Raw genomic sequence first — 21,128 nt, forward strand, 5'->3', positions numbered from 1 at the left:
CAACCATTGCTTAAACAGGCCTGGCTTCACAGCAACACGTCACGACAGCAGGAAGTCCGCCTCCCCCGCCTTGGCGCCCTCGATGAAGGCCGTCATCTCGTCGCTGGTGTAGATCAGCGCCGGCCCGTCCGGGTCCGTCGACTGACGGACAGCGATCCGCCCGTCGGCCAGCTTCATCGCCTCCAGGCAGTTGCCGCCGTTGCCGCCGCTCCACGGCTTGTGCCAGCCCTCGCTGCCCAACTCCCGCGCGGGCATGCCGTTGTAGACCGGTATGCGCGGCTTGATGCGATCCATTCACAGCTCCTTGCGGAGATCCCGGAGGATCTCCTTCGTGCGATGTGCCGTAGCGGCCTGCGCCGCCATGCGGTCCATGACCTCGAGATGGGTCGCCACCTCGGGGCGCGCGTCGAGATAGACGGCGCCGGTCAGGTACTCGCTGTAGACCATGTCCGGAAGCTCCGGCACGGCGAATCGGAACAGCACGAAGGGCCCGTACGTGCCGGGGTGCGGCCCGTTGGCGAACGGCGCGACCTGCAGGGTCACGTTGGGCAGCTTCGTGGCCTCGAGCAGTTTGTCGATCTGGGCACGCATCACCTCCGGGCCGCCGACGGGGCGGCGCAGCGCGGTCTCGTCCACCACGGCCCAGAACCGCGGCGCGTCGGGACGGGTGAGCAGTTCCTGGCGTTGTACTCGCAGTGCGACGTGCCGTTCGATGTCGTCCGGGCTGGTCTGGCCGATGGCCCCCGACTTCAGGACGCCACGGGCGTACTCCTCGGTCTGGAGCAGTCCGGGCAGGAAGTGCGGGTCGTAGGACCGGATGAGGCCGGCGGCGCCCTCGAGGCTGACGTACATCGAGAACCAGCCGGGCAGGATGTCGTGGAACCGCTGCCACCAGCCGGGTTTGTTGGCCTCCTCGGCCAGCTCCACGAACGCGTCGGCCTCCTCGTCGGAAACGCCGTAGGACTTCAGGAGCAGCTGGAGATACGGGATCTTGAGGCCGACCTCGGCCATCTCCATCCGGCGGACCGTGGCGGGGGCGACGCGCAGGACGCGGGCGGCCTCCTCACGCTTGAGACCGGCGCGCTCGCGCAGGTCCAGCAGGCGCCTGCCGAGGACGACCTGGCCGACCGTCGGCGCGGACCGCGGCTCGCTCACCCTCCACCTCCCGGACGTCCCTGAGGTCCGAAGACCCGTAAAAACCTGTGCAAAAGAATCCTGGCAGCCGGACGGCGCCATTCGAAGACCTATTCGAAGACCTGGTCGGATCTCCGGTGATCTCAACTGGCGCCGCTCGACATGCTGTTGCGAGCAGTGTGCCACGGCCTTCCAGACCGTCACACAGCACTCTGCAATTTTCAGAGTGACACTTGCCAAGTGTTCACGGCGGGGCGATAGTGGCAAGCGTGATTCCGTCCGCGCCCTTAGGAACAGACGCCGCCGCAGGCCCCCACAGCCTCGGCGCTGCTCCGGGAGTAACCCCTGGTGGGGCCGCTGCCGAGCGCCGGTTCCGGTTTGAGCTGGCCGCCCATCCGGGTTCTCCCGCCCAGGCCAGACGGCTGACGCGGGCCCGGCTGGACGGCTGGTCGGTCTGCGAGGACATCTGCGATTCGGCGGCCCTGGTGGTCACCGAGCTGGTCACCAACGCGATCGTGCACACGGCGAGCAGCCACATAGTGTGCGAGCTGCACGACGGCGACGAGCTGGTGCGAATAGCCGTACGTGACGAAGGCTGCGCGCCCGGTGAGGTCCATCCGGCCGTGGCGCAGCGGGGCGAGGAGGAGCACGGGAGGGGATTGCTTCTCGTCGACGCCCTCTGTCACGCCTGGGGAGCCCATGAGCACGGCCCCGGTCTGCTGGTCTGGGCGGAGCTCCCGCGCAAGGCCGACGAACCGCGCCACGACTGCGGCCCCTGCAACGACCTGGGCTGGGGAGCCCGCCCCAAGCCCGGCCCCGCCGACGGCTCGGGCGGCGACCACGACGACGCGGACGCGCGACACGACGGAACAGCGCGACACGACGGAACAGCGCGGCACGACAGAACGGCACACGACAGAGCGGCGCGGCATCACGGGACGGGGGGTCCATGGCTGTGAGGCCCGCGACCGGCGGCAAGGTACTGACCCTGGACACGCTGGTCCGCCTCAGGCGCGGCCTGCACACCCCGGCCGCACCCCGCCGCCTCCCTGTCCCCGACGGGATGACCACCCCCCTGGGCTGCGACGCGGTGGCGATACCCGCCCGCTTCGGTCCGCTGCTCATGCCCCGGCTGCCCCGTGCGGGGTGCGTCTACGCCGATGACACGCACTGGTGGTGGCTCGTCCCGTCGGACTCCGACTACGCCCTGGAGTGGCCCGCTCCCGCCCAGTACGCCACCGGCGCGATCGTTCCGGACGCGCCGGTGGCCCCCGACCTGATCCACCGCCCCGAGGGCAAGCTTCCGTACACGCCGCCGATCCCGCTGTATCTGGCGCTGTGCCGGGTCACGGGGACCACGCCGACCTGGTCGCGGCCGATCAGCGCGTAGGTCTCCGGCGGTCGGCCGAAGGGCTGAGAGGCCGTCTCCCGGGACGCGGGCCTCGGGAGTACGTGAGGCAGGCGGGGCGACCGCGCATCGGGGCGCGGGACCCGGTGGCAGGTATCGGAGGGCGCAAGCCCCACCGGGGTGGCCGGCACCGAGGCCGAGCCGCGATCGCCTGCTCTCCGCGAGCGCCGGCCCCCCGCCCCCACGGCGTACGCCCGCGCGTCCCCGCACCTCTGTCTGCGCCCTGCCCCCGGCATCCCCCTCCCGCGATAGTGGCCCACGAGCGGGGGAGGTCGACGGTGGGGAAGAAACGGGACGTCAGGGAGCCCGAGCTGTCCGAGTCGGAGCGGCTGCTCTTCGGCGGGCCCCTGCGGTACGACACGGGCTGGAACAGTCACTCCGACGCCCGGCTGCAGCTGAGCTTCCGGGCCATGGTGCGCCAGCTGCCCGCGTTGCTCGCGCTCAGTTTCCGGCTGGCCTGGCAGGCGGACCGCAAGGCCGCGCGGGTCGTGCTCGGCGCCGAGGCGGGCCGGGGTCTGGCGCAGGCGGTCAGCCTGCTGGCCGTGAACAGCGTGCTGGGCCGGCTGATGGGCGGCGGATCGATCGAGGAGCGGCTGCACGGTGCCGTACCCGCCCTCGTCGCCATGGCCTGCGTCATGCTGGTCTCCGCGCTGTTGCGGGCCGCGTCCACGTACGCCACCGGCCGCCTCGAGCCGAAGGTCGAGCGCGTCGCCACCGAGCGGTATCTGGAGCGGGCCGCTGCCGTGGAGCTGGCCGCCATCGAGGACCACGCCTTCCACAAGCTGCTGGACACCGCCCAGTACGGCGCCACCTCCGCCCGCCGCATGATCGCCTACGCCACCCGGGTCATGAACGCGGCGATCTCCCTCATCGCGGCCGCCGGTGTCCTGACCGTGCTGCACCCCGCCCTGCTCCCGCTGCTGGTGACGATGACCCTGCCCAGCGCCTGGAGCGCCCTGACCGTGGCGCGCCGCCGGTACGAGTCCTTCCACACGTGGGTGCAGCACGCCCGCGCCGGCCATCTCCTCAGCGGGCTGCTCACCGAGCCGGAGTCCGCGCCGGAGATCCGTCTGCACGGCGTCGGACCCTTCCTGCTCCACCACTACCGTGCAATGTCGGAGGTGGCGGAGGCGGAGCAGGCCCGGCTGGCCCGGCTCGCGGCCCGTACGGGACTCATCGCGGCGTCCTGGACCGGGATCGCGACGGTGGCGACGTACGCGACACTCGGCGCTCTGCTGCTCGCCGGAGCCATGGCGCTGTCCGTCGCGGGCACGGCCGTGATCGCGATCCGCTCCGGCTCGTCCAGCCTCGACAGTCTCGTCCTGGAGCTGAACCAGCTCCACCAGGAGGCCCTGTTCGTGGGCGATCTTCAGCGGCTGTACGTCGAGGCGGAGAAGCGGGCGATCCCGGTCGGCGGGCGGGAGCTGCCCGAGGATCCTCGGGAGATCCGCTTCGAGAACGTCACGTTCAGCTATCCGGGTGAGTCCACCCGGCCCGCCCTCGACGACATCACCCTGGCTCTGCCCCTCGGCCGGATCGTCGCGCTCGTCGGCGAGAACGGCTCCGGCAAGACGACCCTCGTGAAGCTGCTCTCCGGTCTCTACACACCCGACCGGGGCCGGATCCTGTGGGACGGCGTGGACGCGGCCGGTGCGGACCGGCGGCTGCTCGCCGAGCGGATCGCGATGGTGGCGCAGGATTTCAAGCGGTGGCCGTTCACGGCCAGGGTCAATGTGGCGGTGGGCCGCTCGGGAGCACCCCTGACGGAGGAGCGGCTGGCCGACGCAGTCGCCGAGGCGGGGGCCCAGGAGGTGGTGGCCGATCTGCCGCGCGGCCTGGACACCCTGCTGGCCCGGCACTTCAGCGGCGGGCACGAGCTGTCGGGCGGGCAGTGGCAGCGCCTCGGTATCGCCCGGGCCGCGTACCGGCGCGGCCGCATCCTGATCGTGGACGAGCCGACGGCGGCCCTGGACGCCCGGGCCGAGCTGGAGGTCTTCGAGAAGATCCGCGCCCTGGCGGGCACCGGACAGACGGTGGTCCTGATCACCCACCGGCTGGCGTCCGTGCGCCACGCGGACCTGGTGCACGTCCTGGAGCAGGGCCGGCTCGTGGAGTCGGGCACACCGGAGGAGCTGCTGGCCACGGGCGGGGTCTACGCGGAGCTGTACTCGCTCCAGGCGGACCAGTTCACCGCGCCGAAGGCGAGCTGACGCTCACGCCACGGCGGCGGCCTCGCCGCCCCGCACGATCACCAGGAACGCGTCCGTCGCGAGGTCCATCACGACCTCGGCGGGCAGTCCTTCAAGTCGTCGCGCGTGCGCGAACTCCTCCGCGGGCCACGAGCCTCGCGGCCCACCTGCGGGAAAGCGTTCGAGCACGGTCCGCCCGTTCACCATCCTGCACCTCCGATAGAGCGTCGTTCCTTTCAGGAGTTAACGCTGTGGAGGGCCTGGACGGCTCGGTGAGTTGCGGGACTGAGACGTAGCTGACACGGATTCAGCGCGCTGCGTGAGAATTCGGTTACCGAACGGTCACTTCCCTCACCGTTCGTGTCATTCCTCGTACTCATCGTGATAGCGAACGCGCTCGCTCCCCGCAGGCGCCCCCAGCGCCGACGCACGCCCCTTCGGCTCCTCCCACTCCTCCTGCCGGCCCAGCGCGGTGAGGTCGAGGAGGCTGGTGGTGGAGCCGAGTCCGTCGAGACCTCGTTCGTACGTCGAGTAGGTGTGGAAGACCCGGTCGCGGTCCCGCAGGAAGCAGCTGATGCCCGGCCGCTCGAGGAACTCCCCCTCGTGCTCCAGGGTCACCTCGAAGTCGTGGTTGAAGTCGCCGCCGAACGACGAGTACCAGGGCACGGTCCATCCCATCCGCGCCTTGAACGGCAGGATCCTGGTGAACGGCGCCCGGGACACGGCCACGAAGGTCGTCCCGCGCGCCTTCAGATGCGCGAGATGCCCGATCTGGTCCAGGAACGCCGAACAGCCGCGGCAGCCCGCGTCCCATTCGGGCGCGAACATGAAGTGGTGGACGACGAGCTGGTCCCGGCCCTCGAACAGGTCCGGCAGCGTGGCCTTCCCGTCCCCGCCCTCGAAGACGTACTCCGCGTCGATCTCCACCATCGGCAGCCCGCGCCGCTCGGCGTTGAGCGCGTCACGCGCGCGCGTCGCCGCCTTCTCCTTGACCAGCAATTCCCCGCGCGCCGCGCGCCACTGCTCGCGCGAGACGACCTCCGGAAGCGACATGGCTCCTCCTGCTGCGACGGTCCGTTCCGAGTGCTGACCGGAGGCGGAGGCGGAACTCATCGCCGTACCGGAAGATTTTTACGTGTCGTAGTCCTGGATGCGTTTTCCGTGGCCGCGGTCCAGGAGTGCGGGCATCCGCTCCCCCAACTCCCGGACGACTTCGGCCACGTCGAGGGTCAGCAGCTCGCGGTCGCGCATCAGGATCCGGCCGTCGACGATCGTCGTGCGGACGTCGGAGGAGCGGGCGCTGTGCACCAGGGTGGCGGCGAGGTCGTGTACGGGCTGGGTGTGCGGTCCGGTGAGGTCGACGAGCACGATGTCGGCGCGGCGGCCGGGGGCGAGGGTGCCGAGGAAGTCACCGAGTCCGACCGCGCGGGCGCTCTGGAGCGTGGCGTGGTGCAGGGCCTGGCGGGAGGTCAGCCACCGCGGGTCGCCGGTCGTGGACTTCTGGAGGAGGGCGGTGAGCGCCATCGACTCCCATACGTCGAGGGAGTTGTTGGAGGCGGCGCCGTCCGTGGCGAGCCCGACGGGGATACCGAGGTCGTGCAGGGCGCGTACGGGTGTGGTGGTGGGCCAGGCGAACTTGAGGTAGCCGCGGGGTGCGGTGGCGACGGCGACATGGCCGGTGGCGCCGGCGAGAACGGGCAGGTCGCGTTCGAGGATGCCGGTGCCGTGGGCGATGAGGACGTCGGCGTCGAGGATGCCGGTGCGTGCCAGGACCTCGATGGGGGTGACACCGTGGCGTTCGAGGCTGGTCTCCGTCTGACCGCGGTTCTCGGAGGCGTGGAGGTGGACGGGCAGTCCGTGCTCGCGGGCGAGGTCGGCGGTGGCGGCGAGGTCGTCGTCGGTGACGGTGTAGGGGGCGTGCGGGGCGAGGGCGGTGGTGATGCGGCCACCGGCGGCGCCCCGGTGCCGGAGCGCGAACTCCAGCGATTTCTCCCGTCCTTGGGGACCCTGGGAGGAGAAGTAGGCCTCGCCGAGATGGGCGCGCATCCCGCACTCCTCGACGACGGAGGCGACGGTGTCCATCGAGAAGTAGTGGTCGGCGAAGCAGGTGACACCGGCGCGGATCATCTCGGCGCAGGCGAGCCGCGCGCCCAACTCCACGTCCTTCGCGGTCAGGTTGGACTCGATCGGCCAGACGACGTCGTTGAACCACTCCTCCGTGGGCAGGTCCTCGGCGACGCCGCGCAGGGCGACCATCGGGGCGTGGGTGTGGCAGTTGACGAGTCCGGGGAGAGCCACCTGTCCACGGGCATCGAGGTGTTCGGCGGCGGGCGGGCTCTCGGGGGACGTCGTGACGGACTCGACGACTCCGTCTCGTACGACGATCGTGGCGTTCTCCTCGAACCCGACGCGCTCCTGATCGTCGTGCACGAGAACGGTGCATCCGGTGATGACGAGGTCGGCGGGAGAGTCGGTCATCACGCCAACGTACGACGGGGTCCTCGCGCCGCGTGAGCCGAACCGCGCATCCTGTCCCGACTCTGTCGTGAGGTCGGCCGGACGAGCACCCTGGCCTCACCACGGCATCTGGAAGGGGGTCCGGCATGCTCATCGGCACCTGGAACCTGGAGAACCTGTACCGGCCCGGCGGCCCGTTCGGCCCCGGGGACAAGGCGGCGTACGAGACGAAGCTGGCCGCTCTGGCCGAGGTGATCACGGAGCTCGATCCGACGCTGCTGGGCGTACAGGAGGTCGGCGAGCCGGAGGCGCTGCGGGACCTGGTCGGCATGCTGGACGGCGACTGGCACACCGCGCTCTCCCGGCACGCGGACGGCCGGGGCATCCGGGTCGGCTTCCTCAGCCGCACGCCGTTCGAGGTGCTGCACGACACGAACGGGTTCCCGGCGAAGCTGCGCCCGGTGCAGGCGGACGACAAGGGGCTTGAGGTGGCGGAGGCGGGCCGCGGCTTCCTGGCGGTGGAGGCGGCCGCGGAGGGCGGGCCGCTGAGGGCGGCGGTGTGCCATCTCAAGTCGAAGCTGCTGTCGTATCCGGGTGGCCGGTTCCAGCCGCGCGACGAGGGCGAGCGGGCCCGGTTCGGTGCGTACGCACTGTACCGGCGGGCTGCTGAGGCGGCGTCCCTGCGCGCGCTGGCCGACGAACTGCTGGACGGTGACGGCCGCGAGCGGGACGTGGTCGTCCTGGGCGACCTCAACGACGAGGTCCAGGCGGCGACCACACAGATCCTGCTCGGCCCGCCCGGCTCCGAACTCGGCACCCCCGCCTTCGACCGGCCCGACGGGGGCGATGCGGTACGGCTGTGGAACGTGGCTCCGAAGATCCCGGCCGAGCAGCGCTTCTCCCGTGTCAGCTCCGGGCGCCGGGAGTTGATCGACCACCTGTTGCTGAGTCGTCGGCTGGTCGGCCGGGTGACGGCGGCGGGGACGGGGTCGTTGAGGCAGGGGGTGGCGGGGTCGGATCACGCTCCGGTGTGGGTAAGGGTGGGGTGAACACAGGTGCGCCCGGCCGTCGTGGGGTGGATTCGACGTTGGCGGGTGCGGGTTGTGTGTGGCTGGTCGCGCAGTTCCCCGCGCCCCTTCAGGGCGCTTCCCAACCCGGCGTTACACAGCCAGGGGCAGCTCAGGCAGTCGTAGCCCAACCCGTTCGCGGTCCTCGGCCAGTTCGCCCAGCAGTTCGGTGAGGCGTTCGGTGTGGCGGGGTGTGAGGTGGCCCGAGTCGTCGAGGTGGACGGCGCAGGCGGTGGTCGTGTCGACGAGGCGTTCGAGGGTGGCGACGATGTGGTCCGCGCCTTCCGAGTGCCGGGCGAGGGCGGGGAGTTCGGCGGCGGCGAGGGTGATGGCGGTACGGGCCTGGGCGAGGGTGCGGTAGGCCTCTCGGCGGAGGGCCCAGCGCAGGGCGCGGGAGTCGTCCCGCGGGTCGGTGTCGGCCTCGCGCAGCACGTGGTCGAGGTACGCCTGGGCCGCGCGGCTCGCCGCCGTGAGCCGGGCGCGCACCGTCCCGCCGCGCTGTCCCGGCATCGGGAGGTGGCCGACGAGGAGGACGATCGCGCAGGCCAGCAGGGTCTCGCCGATCCGCCCCGCGGACGCCTGCGGTTCGCCGCCGACCATGACCAGGGCCAGGACGAGGACGGTGACGACGGCGGTCTGGGCGGCGAAGTGCCGGGTGGCGACCGGGATGAGGGCCCCGCTGAGGGCGACGAGCGCGATGAGCCCCTCCGGCCTGGGCAGCACCGCGGCGAACCCGGCGAAGACGAGCGCACCGAGCACGGTCCCCGCGGCCCGGCACAGCACCCTGGACGCGAGCGGTCCGAGGTCGGGCTTGACGAGGAAGACCGCGGTGGCGGGCAGCCAGTACCAGTGCTCGTGCTGCCCGTACCAGCGGGCGTGGTGCAGGGCCTGCGCGACGGCCACGCTGGCCCCGAAGCAGAGGGCGACCCGCAGCCCGTACTCGCGCCCACCGGCCCCGAAGACGGCCCGCAGCAGGTCCTTTCCGGTACGCCGGCGGGTGTGCAGATCGCTTCCCTCGGCCTGGTCGAAGGCCTCGGCGGCGCGCAGCAGGGCGTCGTCGAGGGCCCGCAGGGCGGGTGCGGAACGGGTGGGAGCGGGCAGCGGCCCGGTGTGGGTGTTCTCCCGTACGGCGGTGGCGAGCCGTCGGGGTCCCGCGGCCGCCCGTCCGGAGCCGGCCTCCCCCGCCCACGCGAGCGCGGTCGCGGCCTCGGCGAGCGGCAGCGCGGCGGTGTACTGCGCGTGCAGCCGCCGCTCGGCGGAGGAGCTGGCGTAGCGGCGCAGCCGCGGTCCGGCGAAGGCGTCCTGCGCGTGGTCGAGGGCGGCGGTGAGGGCGACGCGCCGGGTGGTGGCGTGCGGGGTGCCGACGGCGTCGAGCAGCTCCGCGACGGCGTCGTAGACCGCCGCCACGGCCTCCCGCTCGCCGTCGAACCGGAAGTCCCCGGCGAGGGAACCGGGTGTCGGCAGCGCGAGCCGCAGCCCGAGCAGCCAGCCGGCCCCCACGAGATAGGCGAGGGCGCGCTGCCACCCCTCGTCCGGCAACGGCATCCCGGCGCCGATGGCGCACGCGACGAGCAACTGCGTACCGGCTCCGGAGGCGACGGGCCCGATGGCGCTCACCCCGCCCGCGACGAGCCCGACGCCGGTGAGGAGCAGGCTGAGCGTCACGGCCCCGAGGTGATCACCGGCGTACGTCCCGGCGAACAGCCCGACCGCTCCGGCCAGGGCCGGCATGCCGAGCCGCTTGACGGAGGTCCGCCGACTGCCGGGGCGGTCGTTGATGCCGGCGAGCATGGCGGCGATGGCGGCGACGACCCCGAGCGAGGTGCGGCCGGCGAGCACGGCGGCGAGGAGGAGCGGCCCGGCGGACAGCGCGCCCCGCGTGACGGCACTCCAGGGCACGGGGCCGCGCTGGGCGCGCAGGGTGTGGTCGAGCCAGGGCGGAAGGGATCGCGGGGTGGCGCGGGACACAGGGCTCCTGTCGGCTGGTCGAGGGCGGGGGATGCCTTCGGGCGACGGTGGCCGGGCTGTCGGTGTCCACGGTAGATCGCGTTCTTGGAGAAGATGGGGCCGTCGTATTTCGGGGATGTGACGGTAGGCCGGAGAGGCGAGTTCTTTATGAACGCAACTCCCGGCGAACCGCTCGGGACGAGCACGTCCGGGACGGTCGGCGGGGGAAAAAGGAGCGGGCCCGAGGGCGTAGCCTGCCCCCGGGCCCTGTGAATGCCGTCCATTTCGCACGCCGGCACACTTGAGAACCCAGATCAGTCATCATGTCGTCGCGTCCTGCCTTTGGACCACCGCACATCGAGCTGTGCGGACTGGACTTGAACCAGCATCTCGACGCCCTGGGTCTGGGCCCGGTCGATCCGGCGATCGACGGCGAATACTGAGTCTGGAGCAAGAGTCTGAGATTGATCGCGGTCTGCCTCTGCCAGTTGGGCTACCGCGGCGCGTGATGGTGCCGCGGGGAGGACTCGAACCTCCACTGGAACCGCGCAGTCACGACAAGCTTCAGCTTCAGCTTGCGCTCCTCGCGCACCCCGGCCGCAAAGGACCGGGGATTCTCTGAGATTACCCGAAGAGGTAACCGAACACGGCGTCCCCGACCCGCTGGTCGACGACATCCACGCCGTTCGCCTCTTCCCGGGCGAATTTCACGGCCTGCTGCAACTTCTCGACCCGGTCGAGGAGTTCATTGACGCGCCGCGCCGGAAGGGCACCGGAGAACTTCACGGTGGTCCAGTATCCGATCGGGATGTCCTCGTAATAGACCTCGACCTGAGCGGGATGCTTCTCGGTCGCCTCGGCCTTCACATGGTTGCGGGGCACCTTCTTCGTACGGAGGGTCCGCACCGGCTCGGTCTTCCAGGAGTCCGTGGACGGGTCCTGCACCCACCCCTCGGAGGCGTCGAGCACGGGCAGCTTCCGCACGAACGTGTTGAGATCGACGAGCTGCTTCTCCAGGAACAGCAGATACGACACCGGCACGTCGGCGACGAGCACCCGCCCGTCCACCTTCACATCCGCGCGCGCGGCGCAGTTGGCCCAGTCCTTCGTGGCGGTCACATCGAACAGCCGCGTCAGCGTCGCCGCGGTCTCCCGCAGCACGTCCTCCGCCTTCACCTGCACCCGGGTCGACTCGGGCGGCAACTGCTCGCCCTCCTCGTCCTTCGGCTGGTACGTACGCGAGATACCGGCCAGCAACGCGGGCTTCTGCAGCCCGTGGTGAGCTGCCGTCAGGTCCTGGTGCGCCTTGGACTTGACGCCTTTCTCGACTGCGATGATCTGATTGAGTTTCGCCACGACAGGGACGTTAGCAGCGACAACGGGCGCATTTCGAAGGGTTATTCGCCAGCGGAGGCAGGCCGGGACGGGCGCCTAGACATCCGCGCGCTGTTGCCCACCGGCCTGCTCGAGGAGCGCCTGAGCTTGATCGGCCGCCTGGTGCAGCGCGGCCGGGTCCTTTCCCGTGGACAGTGAGGCGATGACACCGTCCATTCCCCGCAACCCCGCGCGCTCCAACAACCGCTTCTCATTGGTCACCCACTCCCCCCGCCCCGCCAGCACCCCGTGCGCCGCCTGCGTGGCGGCCGTGGCGATGGCGCCGGCGAGTTCGGTGACGCGGCCGGACGGGGCGTGGGCGGACTGGGCGTAGGCGAGGGTGGCCCGGGCGGTGCCGTGCCAGCGTTCGGGGGCGGAGGCCCGCAGTTTCTCGGGATACGCGGCGGGCTTCGGCAGTTCCCCGCGCAGCACCTGGTTGATGGCCAGCTCCGCCACCACCAGGTAACTGGGAATCCCCGCGAGATGGAACATCAGCGGCTCCACCCGGAAGCGTCCCGCCTGCGCCTCCGCCAACTCGTGCTCCACGACGTCGAGATCGCGGTAGTGCACATCGACCCGGCGCCCGTCGATCGTCAGCCACGCGCCCCCGTTGAAGACGCCACCACCCCAGCCGCCGACATCCGACACCTCGCCCTCCCAGCCGAGGGCGCGCAGGTCGGCGGGGTCGAAGGGGCCGCGGTAGTAGACGGCGAGGTCCCAGTCGCTGTCCGGCCGGTTCGTGCCCTGGGCTCGCGAGCCGCCGAGGGCTATGGCGTGGACGGTGGGGAGGGCGGCGAGGCGGTCGGCGGTGGTGTCGAGGAAGACGGGGTCGGAGAAGACGGGGTCGGGGAGAGTGGGCATGGGTTGCAGCGTAGGAGGGGCGGGTGACGTGGCTCCAGGCAATTGCGCACCCTCACATCGACGGCCGAAGTCGTCGTCCCCGAAGGCGACTTGCCCTACTGTGGGTACGGGGAGAGTGATCATGGGAATCAGGCAGCGCAAGCGGCGTCGGCCCAGCGGTCCGACGCAGATCACGGCCAGGCTGGCGATCCCGTTCGTCGGCGACATCACCGGCACGTGGGAACCGGCCGACGCGGAGCGCAGTGCGGCCTGGGAGCTGTACCTGGAGCTCGTCACGCGCGTGTCGGTCGAGGAGCTCGACACCGAGGGGGGCTTCCTGCGGGAGGCGCTGTCGTCCCTCTACACGTTCTTCGACACCACCCGCGAGATCCTGCGCCGCTACGGCCCCGAGGTCGCCCCTCCACTGGCCCCCGGGCACGTCAGCTTCGGCGTCCTCGCCGTCACGGTCCTCAACCGCGTGCTGCGGCCGCTGCTCTCGTCGTGGCATCCGCGCCTCAAGGCATACGAGTCCCAGCGCCCGGAAGGAGTGGATCCGGTGGCGTGGGAACGGCAGTGGGAGCACGCGGACGCGCTGCGCGCACGGATCGCCGAGGTGCGCGTGACCCTCGCCTCGCTGGCGGGGAACCTGCGGGAGGTGGCGGACGTCAGCGACCTGATCAACCTCCCGGCGCCACGCTCGCCGGAGAGCACGGCTCCCGCGGGCCGGGTGAGCCCGGAGGGCTCCCAGAGCTGAAGCGGGCTCGGCCCATTGTCAGTGGCACGCGTTATCAATGAACTCGTCACTCAGTGTAATGACGGGGGAGTTCACGATGACGCACGACAAGGCATGCCGACCGCGCGACACCCACCTCTCCGCGGCCGGTCTGCGCGCCCGCGGCTGGACCGCCAGGATGGTGCGACAGCTGCTCGGCGAGCCCGATCTGCTGCGGTCCCACCCGTATTTTCGAACGGCTCCGCAGACCCGCCTCTACCGCGTCGAGCGGGTCGAAGCGGTGGAGGCGAGCGAGGAGTTCAGGGCGGTGGCGGCGGCATCCGTCCGTCGGTCCGTCGCGGCGAGGGCCGCCGCGCAGCGCAGACGGCGGGAAGTGCTGGCGCGTATCGCCGCGGAGCCCGTCGACGTCCCGCGACTGCCTCCCGACCGGCTGTCGGCGGCGGCCGTCGCGCATCGCCGTCGACGGGACGAGGAACGAGCGCACGGGCGTCGGAATCGTGCACCCGGTCCCGACGCGATCGAGAGCGCCGCACCTCGAGCGCCGGCCCGATGGAAGGTCGACTATCTGCGTCACCAGCTGCCACGCCACGATGGGCTGCTCGACGGGCTGCTCGACGGGCTGCGTGGACGCACCGCCCGCGCGGCCGCGGAGGAGCTGCTGCGACGGAGGGTCTACGCCGCCATCGCCGAGGCGTACCCGGACCTCGCGCAGGAGTGCGAACGGCAGCTGCGCGAGCGGGAGTTCGGTCCGCCGGGGACATGACGTGCGGCATCCGTCACGCCTCCCACAGATCGCGATGCCGGTGACGGGTCGGCGGGTGGTCCAGATCCTCGGCCCACAGCGGCAGCGCACCCGCGGGAGCCGCACGCAGATGCCGTCGGGCGGAGGTTCGGAAGACCTGGAGGGCGGCTCTGGCCCGGCGTTCGTAGGGGCTGTACCGACGCTCGTTCACGGCGCGGGAGTACGTGTACGAGGTGAAGCTCCGCCTGGCGAGCCTCGGCGCGGGGCGGCGCCCCTCGCGCTCGGCACGGACCGACTCCGCGTCGGAGTAGCGGAGTTCGGTGAGGGCGTGGCCCGTCCAGGGGCCCGGCAGGCCGAGTGGCCAGAAGGCGGGCAGGGTGCGGTGTCGGCTGGGGACGTGGTGAACGGTGCGTGACATGGCAGACCTTCCGCGGCCCACCGGAGTGTCCGGTGCGGCGCTAGAAGTCCGCCGCCGTGAAACGTCCCAGGTGTTTGTCGCGCATAGCGGGAGGCTGGCAGTCGCGGGCCGTGCTGTCGAGTGGTTATCCACAGGCGGCGGGCGAAGGCACTCGCGGGCGTCTCGGCGAGGGGAGGATTTCTGACCGGCGGGAAAATCGGATGCGGCCCTGGGACAGGGCTTGGATGATCGCGAAGTTGACCGTCCCCCGCCCACTACGGGAGCCCTCGTGATCCGTCGCGTCACCGTCCCCGCACTCTTCCCGCCGCCCACCTACTCCCACGCCTCCGTCGTGGAGGCCGGCACGAAGCTCGCGTTCCTCGCCGGTTCCGTGCCGCTCGACGCCGAGGGCAGGATCGTCGGCGAGGGGGACCCGGTGCGCCAGGCCGAGCAGGTGATGGCGAACCTCCAGGAGCAACTGCGGGCGGTCGGAAGCGACTTGGCGCACGTCCTGCACACCGACGTGTACGTCGTGAGCGGTGAGACCTCGGTGCTGTCCGCCGTCTGGGAGGTCGTGGAGGCGTCCGGCCTCAGCACCGGCCCGCACTCGTCGACGCTGCTCGGGGTGGCCTGCCTCGGGTACTCGGGACAGCTGGTGGAGATCACGGCGACAGCCGTCGTCCCCTAGTCGCGCGGCGCGGAAATGCGGTGCGGTGGCTGTCGGCACCCTGGCAGGATCCCGTCGCGTGACCTCATACGACTCCACGATCACCCTGCGGCGGGCGACCGCCCTCGACGCCGCGGCGGCAGCCGACGTCTGGCTCCGCTCCTTCGCCGCCGCGCTGCCGACCGTCGTCCGGCCCCGGTCCGACGACGACGTGCGGGACTACTTCCGGGAGGTCGTCGTGCCGCTGCGGGAGACCTGGGTGGCGGACGCGGACGGGATCGTGGGGGTGATGGTGCTGAGCGGCGAGCTCCTGTCCCAGCTCTACATCGCCCCCGACTGGCGTGGGCGCGGCATCGGCGACCGGTTCGTCGAGCTGGCCAAGGAGCGCAGTCCGCAAGGCCTGCACCTGTGGACCTTCCAGGTCAACAAGCCCGCCCACCGCTTCTACGAGCGGCACGGCTTCGTCGCCGTCGAGCACACGGACGGCAGCGGGAACGAGGAGCGGGAGCCGGACGTGCGGTACGACTGGCAGCCGTAGGGCACGGACGGCTTCGGCCGCCGGCGGTGCGGGCCGGCTCCCGTGCGTACGACGGCCACCAGTGGCCCGCCGGTGGGCCACGCCTCCCCGACCGGACCCAGCACCGGACGCAGCACCGGACAGCACGCTCTCAGCCTGACCCGCGGAGGCCGGCTCGCCGCCCGTGTCACCCCGCTCCCCGCCCCCAGACCCGCCCTTTGGGCAGCGGCCCCGCATAACTTCCCGCCTTGCTGGTCCGCAGCCCCAGCGCCACCAGCGATTCCGCCAGCTTCACCGCGGCGCCCACCCCGTCGACCACCGGCAGCCCGAGCTTCTCCCCCACCACCCGCTGGAGCCCCGTCATCCCGGCGCAGCCCAGCACCAGCACCTCGGCACCGGCCTGACGGGCCCGTTCCGCGGCGGCGAGGAACGCCGCCTCCGTGCGCGCGGCGTCCCCGAGGTCCAGCACGTTCAGTCCCGTGCCGACCACGGCGGCGCAGTTGCGGCCCACGCCCGCCAGTTCCAGGCTGTCCTCGATCTGGCCGCAGGAGCGTTCCAGCGTGGTGACGACCCCGTACCGGCGGCCGAGGAGGCAGGCCAGATGGGCCGCCGCCTCCGTGATGTCGACGACCGGGACGTCCACCAGCTCCCGGACGCCTTCGCGCCCGTGCTCGCCGAAGCCGGCCATGACGACGGCGTCGTACGCGGGCCCCTCGTATGTCCGCAGGAGGTCGATCACCGCGGCCGCCGAGAGGTAGCTGTCGAGCCAGCCCTCGGCCGACTCGGGCCCCCACCGCGGCGTCAGCCCGGTCACGGCGGTGCCCGGGCCTGCCGCGGCCCGGGCACCTCGTACGATCTCCTCGGTCATCTCCTGCGTGGTGTTGCAGTTGGTGACGACGATCCGCACTCCGCTCAGACCCCCGCCGCCTCGGGAGCCGTCCGCTCGCTCCGGCACAGGAGCGCGTAGAGGCCCGCCGCCAGCGCGGTGCCGATGAACCAGGAGTACGGCGCCACGTCGCTGAACGTCTTCACCAGTGCGAGCACCGCCGCGACCCCCGCCGCCGGCAGGAACGCCCACAGGGCCTTGGGGTTGACGCCCTTGCGGTAGTAGTAGCGGGAGCCGGGCGTGGCGTCGAACAGTTCGTTCACGTCCACGCGGCCCTTCTTGACCCAGTAGTAGTCGAGCATGATCACGCCGAACAGCGGGCCGAGGAAGGCGCCGAGGCCGCCGAGGAAGTAGTTGACGACGGTCGGGTTCGAGAAGAGGTTCCAGGGGGTCACGAGCAGCGCCGCCACCGTGCTGATCATGCCGCCGACCCTGAAGGTGATCTTCTGCGGCCAGACGTTGGCGAGGTCGTACGCCGGGGAGACGAAGTTGGCGACGATGTTGACGCCCATGGTGGCGATGGCGAAGGTCAGCGCGCCGAGGACCAGGACCCAGGTGTTGCCGACCTTGGCCACCAGCTCGGCCGGGTCGGTGATGGCCTCGCCCCACACCTCCAGCGAGCCGGCGGTGACGATGACGGAGACCACCACGAAGGCGGTGGAGTTGATGGGCAGGCCCCAGAAGTTGCCCCGCCGCACCGTGCGGTAGTCCGGCGCGAAGCGCGAGAAGTCGCAGAAGTTGAGCATCAGCGTGCCGTAGGTGGCGAGGATCAGGCCGATCGCGCCGAACCACTGCCGCCACTGCTCGCCGACCGGGACCGGGTGCGGGGTCGAGGTGAGCGAGATGGTCCAGCCGGCCTTGGACAGGACCCAGATCGCCAGGGCGATCATCACCAGCCAGATCGCCGGTCCGCAGAAGTCCTGGAACTTGCGCACCGACTCCATGCCCTGGCTGATGATCAGCGCCTGGACGAGCCACAGGGAGAGGAAGGAGACCCAGCCGAGCGCGTCCAGGCCGAGGAAGGAGCTGTGTGTCCAGGACTCCAGGCCCGGCCAGGCGGCCAGCAGCATCACGTTGACCGCGACGGAGGCCAGGTAGGTCTGGATGCCGTACCACATGATGGCGATGACGGCCCTGATCAGCGCCGGGATGTTCGCGCCCCACACACCGAAGCTGATGCGGCTGACGACGGGGAAGGGCACGCCGTGGCGCTGGCCGATCTTGCCCATCCAGTTCATGCCGATGTAGATGATCACGAAGCCGACGAGCAGGGAGGTGAAGACCTGCCACACGTTCATGCCGAGGACGAGCAGGCCCGCCGCGAACGTGTAGTTGCCCAGGTTGTGGACGTCGGACATCCACATGGCGAAGAGGTCGAAGACCTTCCAGTTCCGCTTGCCGGCGGGCGCGAGGTCTTCGTTGGTGAGCCGGGGGTCGGGGACGAACGCTGGCGCGCCGGTGGCTTCGGCGTGGTCGGCGAGGGACACGGGGGCCTCCAGGGACGGGGAGGAAGGAGGGCGGCGGTAGCCTGGCACCAGTTTTGGTATACCAAACTGCGGTCATCGTCCTCCCGTCAAGCGTTCCGGCCGATGTCGCGTTCGTTAACGCTCCGTAAAACACCTCCGGAGTCGGCGAAGATTGCTCCATGAGCTCCACGACGAAGATCGAACCCCTGGGCGCCGTCCGTGAGCGCGTCCTGGCCACACTGCGGCAGGAGATCATCGCGGGCCATCTGCGACCGGGCGACAGACTGGTCGAGCGGGAGCTGGCAGAGCGTTTCGGGGTCTCCCGGGTGCCGGTCCGCGAGGCGATCCGTGCCCTGGTGACCGAGGGCTTCGTCCACTTCGAGACGCCCCGCCGCACCGTCGTACGACGGCTGACCCCGAAGGACGTCAAGGAACTCTTCGAGCTGCGCGAGGCGTTGGAGGTGTACGCCGCCGCCCTGGCCGCGGCCCGCGCGACCCCGCAGGATCTGGCCGAGGTCGAGCAGCTCCTCGACCAGGCGGCCACCGCGACCGAGGCGGGCGACGCGGAGACGATCACGGACATCAACAGCCGGCTGCACGACCGGATCGTGGCCATGGCCGGGAACAGCCTGCTGACAGAGGCCCTCGAACCGGTCGCGGGCCGACTGCGCTGGATGACCCGACGGAACGAGGAGTGGCCCCAACTCCTCGTCGAGCACCGGGAGTTGTACGAGGCGATCGCGTCCGGCGACCCGGAGCGGGCCCGCGCGCACTCGCTCGCGCATGTACGGACCAACTACGAGTCGACGGTCCGCCACCTGTTCGGCGAGGACGCCGAACTCACGTAGTCCAACTCACCCGGCCGAACTCTCCCGCCGACGCGCGTACCTGTCCGTCGCCGCCACCATCGCCTCGGCCACCCCGGGCGCCCCGGCGTTGTGCCCGACCTCGTCGATCACCACCAACTCACTGTCCGGCCAGGCGTGATGGAGCCGCCAGACGATCCCGGCGAGGTTCCCGAAGTCGAGGCTGCCCTGCACCAGCGTGCCCGGGATGCCCTTCAGCAGAGGCGCGTCGCGCAGTACGGCCTCGTCCGCGCCCAGGAAGTGGCCGTTGCCCCAGTAGTGGGTGACCGTGCGGGCGAAACCCATCCGGAACTCCGGGTTCTCGAAGCGCTCGACCGAGCCGGGCGGCGCCGGAATGGTCGCCGTCTCCCAGTCGGTCCAGGCGCGCGCCGCCCGCGCCCGCACCTCGGGATCGGGCGACTCGACGAGCCGGTTGTAGGCGGCGGCAAGGTTTCCGGACCGTTCACGGATGGGCAGCTCGCCGACGAACCGCTCGAAGGCCTCCGGAAAGATCTGCCCGAGCCCCCTGGTCAGCAGGGCGACTTCGGCGTCCGAGCCGGTCGCGACCCCCGTCAGCACCAGCTCGCTCACGGCCACCGGATGCGTCTGCGCGTACCGCAGCCCCAGCACCGATCCGAACGACACGCCCCACACCAGCCACCGCTCGATCCCGAGGTGCTGCCGCAGCAGCTCCAGGTCGGCGATGAGGTGCGGCATCGTATTGACGCTCATGTCGGTGTCGTACGCGCTCGCGGGCGGCGTCGAACGCCCGGCGCCCCGCTGATCGAGCAGCACGATCCGGTACGCGTCCGGGTCGAAGAGCCGTCGGAAGTACGGTCCGCTGCCGGACCCCGGCCCGCCGTGCAGCACCAGCGCGGGCTTGCCCCGCGGGTTCCCGCAGGTCTCCCAGTGGACGCGGTTGCCGTCACCGACGTCGAGCATGCCGTGGTCGTACGGTTCGATGTCCGGGTGGAGAGGCATCCGGCGACCCTAACCCTCGTACGACGGCCAGGTCCCCTCAACGGAGACCTGCCGCCGAACGCAGCACCTCCCGCAGCATCTCCGGGGTCAGCCGGCCGGTGAAGGTGTTGCGCTGGCTGACGTGGAAGCACCCGAAGAGGTCGATCCCGTCGAGCGGCACCCGCACCCCGTGCCCGAACACGGGCCGCGGGCGGGGCACGTCCCACCCCGCCTCCGCCAGCGCGGGCAGCGTGGCCTGCCAGCCGAAGCCGCCGAGCACGACCACCGACCGCAGGGTCGGCCGCAGCAGCCTCAGCTCCTGGACCAGCCAGGGGCGACAGGTGTCCCGCTCCCCCGGCGTGGGCTTGTTGGCGGGCGGGGCGCAGTGAACGGGCGAGGTGACACGGACGCCGTGCAGCTCCAGGCCGTCGTCCACGCTCTCCGCGGTGGGCCGGGAGGCGAGGCCGACGTCGTACAGCGCCTGGTACAGCACGTCTCCGGAGCGGTCGCCGGTGAACATGCGGCCGGTGCGGTTGCCGCCGTGCGCGGCCGGCGCGAGGCCGACGATCAGCAGGCGGGCGTCGGGCGGTCCGAAGCCGGGCACGGCACGGCCCCAGTACGTCTGGTCGGCGAAGGCCGCCCGCTTGGTGCGGGCCACCTCCTCGCGCCAGTCGACCAGCCGCGGACAGGCACGGCAGTCCGCGATGCGCCGGTCGAGCTCAGCGAGGGGGTCCACGCCTCAACCGTACGACGCTGTCCAGGCCACCCCGAGTGCCGGCAGCGGCCACACGAACCGCGCGGGAAGCAGGTCCCCTGGGGAAATCCCGTGGGGTCGGGTGTGCGCGGCGACTATCGTCGGGGCATGGCTGCTGAACGTGCTGATGACGGTGTGGACGAGGCTGCGGACACGAACCGCCGGGCTCGGACCGCCGTGCCGGGAACAGCGTCGAAGGCGCCCGATGGCCGCGCGGCCGGCGCCGAGGGCTCCTCCGACGGCGAGGACGCGCCCGCCGGAGACGCGAAGGCAGCCGTGGCCGTCGATCCGAAGGTCGCCGCAGCGGTGGCCGCCGCCGAGGCAGCCGGGCCGCAGAACGGCGAGACCGTCCGCATCGACAGCTGGATCTGGTCCGTACGCCTGGTCAAGACCCGTTCCGCCGGCGCCACCGCCTGCAAGGGCGGCCACGTGCGAGTCAACGGCGACCGGGTCAAGCCGGCCCACTCCCTCCGCGTCGGCGACGAGGTACGCCTGGTGCACGAGGGCCGCGAGCGGATCGTCGTCGTCAAGCGCCTCATCCGCAAACGGGTCGGCGCCCCGGTCGCCGTCCAGTGCTACGTCGACAACAGCCCTCCGCCCCCGCCCCGCGAGGCCGTCGCCCCCGCCGGCATCCGCGACCGCGGCACGGGCCGCCCCACCAAACGGGACCGCCGCGACATGGAACGCCTGCGAGGAGCCGGCGGACGCCCCGGAAGCCACTGACCACACACACCGCACCCCACCG

The 21,128-nt window shown here is 71.5% G+C and carries 23 protein-coding genes; 10 read left to right on the forward strand and 13 right to left on the reverse strand.

Annotated elements, in window-relative coordinates:
* Positions 1-39: 39 nt before the first annotated feature.
* Together ACIOHP_RS16595 and ACIOHP_RS16600 are read right to left on the reverse strand one after the other, a co-directional pair.
* Positions 40-294: a DUF397 domain-containing protein gene (locus ACIOHP_RS16595; RefSeq protein WP_266828603.1), complete on the reverse strand. Its 255-nt coding sequence runs from the start codon at positions 292-294 to the stop codon at positions 40-42.
* Complete coding sequence (locus ACIOHP_RS16600) at positions 295-1,155, reverse strand: helix-turn-helix transcriptional regulator (RefSeq protein WP_361488155.1); 861 nt, start codon at positions 1,153-1,155, stop codon at positions 295-297.
* A 239-nt stretch (positions 1,156-1,394) separates the two neighbouring features.
* Here ACIOHP_RS16600 and ACIOHP_RS16605 point away from each other — a divergent pair, with 239 nt between their 5' ends.
* The 3 genes from ACIOHP_RS16605 to ACIOHP_RS16615 all read left to right on the forward strand — a co-directional run bounded on the left by ACIOHP_RS16605 (position 1,395) and on the right by ACIOHP_RS16615 (position 4,752).
* The gene (locus ACIOHP_RS16605) at positions 1,395-2,093 is read left to right on the forward strand and encodes an ATP-binding protein (protein WP_401888036.1); all 699 of its coding nucleotides are present in this window, start codon (positions 1,395-1,397) and stop codon (positions 2,091-2,093) included.
* Positions 2,084-2,524, forward strand: coding sequence for a hypothetical protein (locus ACIOHP_RS16610; protein WP_266828597.1), 441 nt, complete (start codon positions 2,084-2,086; stop codon positions 2,522-2,524). The genes ACIOHP_RS16605 and ACIOHP_RS16610 overlap by 10 nt, the downstream gene beginning before the upstream one ends.
* 296 nt (positions 2,525-2,820) lie before the next feature.
* The gene (locus ACIOHP_RS16615) at positions 2,821-4,752 is read left to right on the forward strand and encodes an ABC transporter ATP-binding protein (protein ID WP_401888038.1); all 1,932 of its coding nucleotides are present in this window, start codon (positions 2,821-2,823) and stop codon (positions 4,750-4,752) included.
* A gap of 3 nt (positions 4,753-4,755) precedes the next feature.
* On the opposite strand, the gene ACIOHP_RS16620 is transcribed toward ACIOHP_RS16615, so the two are convergent.
* The 3 genes from ACIOHP_RS16620 to ACIOHP_RS16630 all read right to left on the reverse strand — a co-directional run bounded on the left by ACIOHP_RS16620 (position 4,756) and on the right by ACIOHP_RS16630 (position 7,209).
* Positions 4,756-4,938, reverse strand: coding sequence for a hypothetical protein (locus tag ACIOHP_RS16620; protein ID WP_361488166.1), 183 nt, complete (start codon positions 4,936-4,938; stop codon positions 4,756-4,758).
* 156 nt (positions 4,939-5,094) lie between these two features.
* A complete protein-coding gene (locus ACIOHP_RS16625; RefSeq protein ID WP_401888040.1) occupies positions 5,095-5,784 on the reverse strand; it encodes a DUF899 domain-containing protein in 690 nt (229 codons plus the stop codon).
* Positions 5,785-5,862: 78 nt separating this feature from the next.
* Entirely contained in the window at positions 5,863-7,209 is a 1,347-nt protein-coding gene (locus tag ACIOHP_RS16630; protein WP_401888042.1) for an amidohydrolase, read from the reverse strand.
* Positions 7,210-7,334: 125 nt separating this feature from the next.
* Here ACIOHP_RS16630 and ACIOHP_RS16635 point away from each other — a divergent pair, with 125 nt between their 5' ends.
* Positions 7,335-8,237: an endonuclease/exonuclease/phosphatase family protein gene (locus ACIOHP_RS16635; RefSeq protein ID WP_401888044.1), complete on the forward strand. Its 903-nt coding sequence runs from the start codon at positions 7,335-7,337 to the stop codon at positions 8,235-8,237.
* A 111-nt stretch (positions 8,238-8,348) separates the two neighbouring features.
* Here ACIOHP_RS16635 and ACIOHP_RS16640 read toward each other — a convergent pair whose 3' ends face one another.
* The 3 genes from ACIOHP_RS16640 to ACIOHP_RS16650 form a co-directional block, all read right to left on the reverse strand.
* The gene (locus ACIOHP_RS16640) at positions 8,349-10,223 is read right to left on the reverse strand and encodes an FUSC family protein (RefSeq protein WP_401888046.1); all 1,875 of its coding nucleotides are present in this window, start codon (positions 10,221-10,223) and stop codon (positions 8,349-8,351) included.
* Positions 10,224-10,826: 603 nt separating this feature from the next.
* On the reverse strand, positions 10,827-11,558 hold the full coding sequence (locus ACIOHP_RS16645; RefSeq protein ID WP_171145679.1) for a hypothetical protein: 732 nt from the start codon (positions 11,556-11,558) through the stop codon (positions 10,827-10,829).
* Positions 11,559-11,633: 75 nt separating this feature from the next.
* On the reverse strand, positions 11,634-12,437 hold the full coding sequence (locus ACIOHP_RS16650; RefSeq protein WP_401888048.1) for a nucleotidyltransferase domain-containing protein: 804 nt from the start codon (positions 12,435-12,437) through the stop codon (positions 11,634-11,636).
* Positions 12,438-12,558: 121 nt separating this feature from the next.
* Between ACIOHP_RS16650 and ACIOHP_RS16655 the strand changes: the two genes are divergently transcribed.
* Both ACIOHP_RS16655 and ACIOHP_RS16660 read left to right on the forward strand, forming a co-directional pair.
* A complete protein-coding gene (locus ACIOHP_RS16655) occupies positions 12,559-13,170 on the forward strand; it encodes a hypothetical protein (protein ID WP_361544939.1) in 612 nt (203 codons plus the stop codon).
* A gap of 76 nt (positions 13,171-13,246) precedes the next feature.
* Complete coding sequence (locus ACIOHP_RS16660; RefSeq protein WP_401888050.1) at positions 13,247-13,912, forward strand: hypothetical protein; 666 nt, start codon at positions 13,247-13,249, stop codon at positions 13,910-13,912.
* 13 nt (positions 13,913-13,925) lie between these two features.
* Here the strand turns inward: ACIOHP_RS16660 and ACIOHP_RS16665 are convergent, their stop codons facing one another.
* A complete protein-coding gene (locus tag ACIOHP_RS16665; protein WP_401888052.1) occupies positions 13,926-14,309 on the reverse strand; it encodes a hypothetical protein in 384 nt (127 codons plus the stop codon).
* Between the two features lie 268 nt (positions 14,310-14,577).
* Between ACIOHP_RS16665 and ACIOHP_RS16670 the strand changes: the two genes are divergently transcribed.
* Positions 14,578-14,976: a RidA family protein gene (locus tag ACIOHP_RS16670; protein ID WP_307032139.1), complete on the forward strand. Its 399-nt coding sequence runs from the start codon at positions 14,578-14,580 to the stop codon at positions 14,974-14,976.
* Positions 14,977-15,034: 58 nt separating this feature from the next.
* Positions 15,035-15,493, forward strand: coding sequence for a GNAT family N-acetyltransferase (locus ACIOHP_RS16675; protein ID WP_401888056.1), 459 nt, complete (start codon positions 15,035-15,037; stop codon positions 15,491-15,493).
* Positions 15,494-15,659: 166 nt separating this feature from the next.
* On the opposite strand, the gene ACIOHP_RS16680 is transcribed toward ACIOHP_RS16675, so the two are convergent.
* Together ACIOHP_RS16680 and ACIOHP_RS16685 are read right to left on the reverse strand one after the other, a co-directional pair.
* Positions 15,660-16,379 carry an aspartate/glutamate racemase family protein gene (locus ACIOHP_RS16680; RefSeq protein ID WP_401888059.1) on the reverse strand — a complete coding sequence of 240 codons (720 nt, stop codon included), beginning with the start codon at positions 16,377-16,379 and terminating at the stop codon, positions 15,660-15,662.
* Between the two features lie 5 nt (positions 16,380-16,384).
* The gene (locus ACIOHP_RS16685) at positions 16,385-17,845 is read right to left on the reverse strand and encodes an NCS1 family nucleobase:cation symporter-1 (protein WP_361545409.1); all 1,461 of its coding nucleotides are present in this window, start codon (positions 17,843-17,845) and stop codon (positions 16,385-16,387) included.
* A gap of 158 nt (positions 17,846-18,003) precedes the next feature.
* On the opposite strand from ACIOHP_RS16685, the gene ACIOHP_RS16690 reads away from it, so the two are divergent.
* Positions 18,004-18,672, forward strand: coding sequence for a GntR family transcriptional regulator (locus ACIOHP_RS16690; RefSeq protein ID WP_401888062.1), 669 nt, complete (start codon positions 18,004-18,006; stop codon positions 18,670-18,672).
* 6 nt (positions 18,673-18,678) lie between these two features.
* Here the strand turns inward: ACIOHP_RS16690 and pip are convergent, their stop codons facing one another.
* Both pip and ACIOHP_RS16700 read right to left on the reverse strand, forming a co-directional pair.
* Entirely contained in the window at positions 18,679-19,650 is a 972-nt protein-coding gene (gene pip, locus ACIOHP_RS16695) for a prolyl aminopeptidase (RefSeq protein ID WP_401888065.1), read from the reverse strand.
* A 37-nt stretch (positions 19,651-19,687) separates the two neighbouring features.
* A complete protein-coding gene (locus ACIOHP_RS16700; protein ID WP_401888068.1) occupies positions 19,688-20,365 on the reverse strand; it encodes a uracil-DNA glycosylase in 678 nt (225 codons plus the stop codon).
* Positions 20,366-20,491: 126 nt separating this feature from the next.
* Here ACIOHP_RS16700 and ACIOHP_RS16705 point away from each other — a divergent pair, with 126 nt between their 5' ends.
* The gene (locus ACIOHP_RS16705) at positions 20,492-21,106 is read left to right on the forward strand and encodes an RNA-binding S4 domain-containing protein (RefSeq protein WP_401888070.1); all 615 of its coding nucleotides are present in this window, start codon (positions 20,492-20,494) and stop codon (positions 21,104-21,106) included.
* Positions 21,107-21,128: the final 22 nt, after the last annotated feature.

Source organism: Streptomyces sp. NPDC087859 (genome assembly GCF_044742595.1).
GTDB lineage: Bacteria > Actinomycetota > Actinomycetes > Streptomycetales > Streptomycetaceae > Streptomyces > Streptomyces canus_F.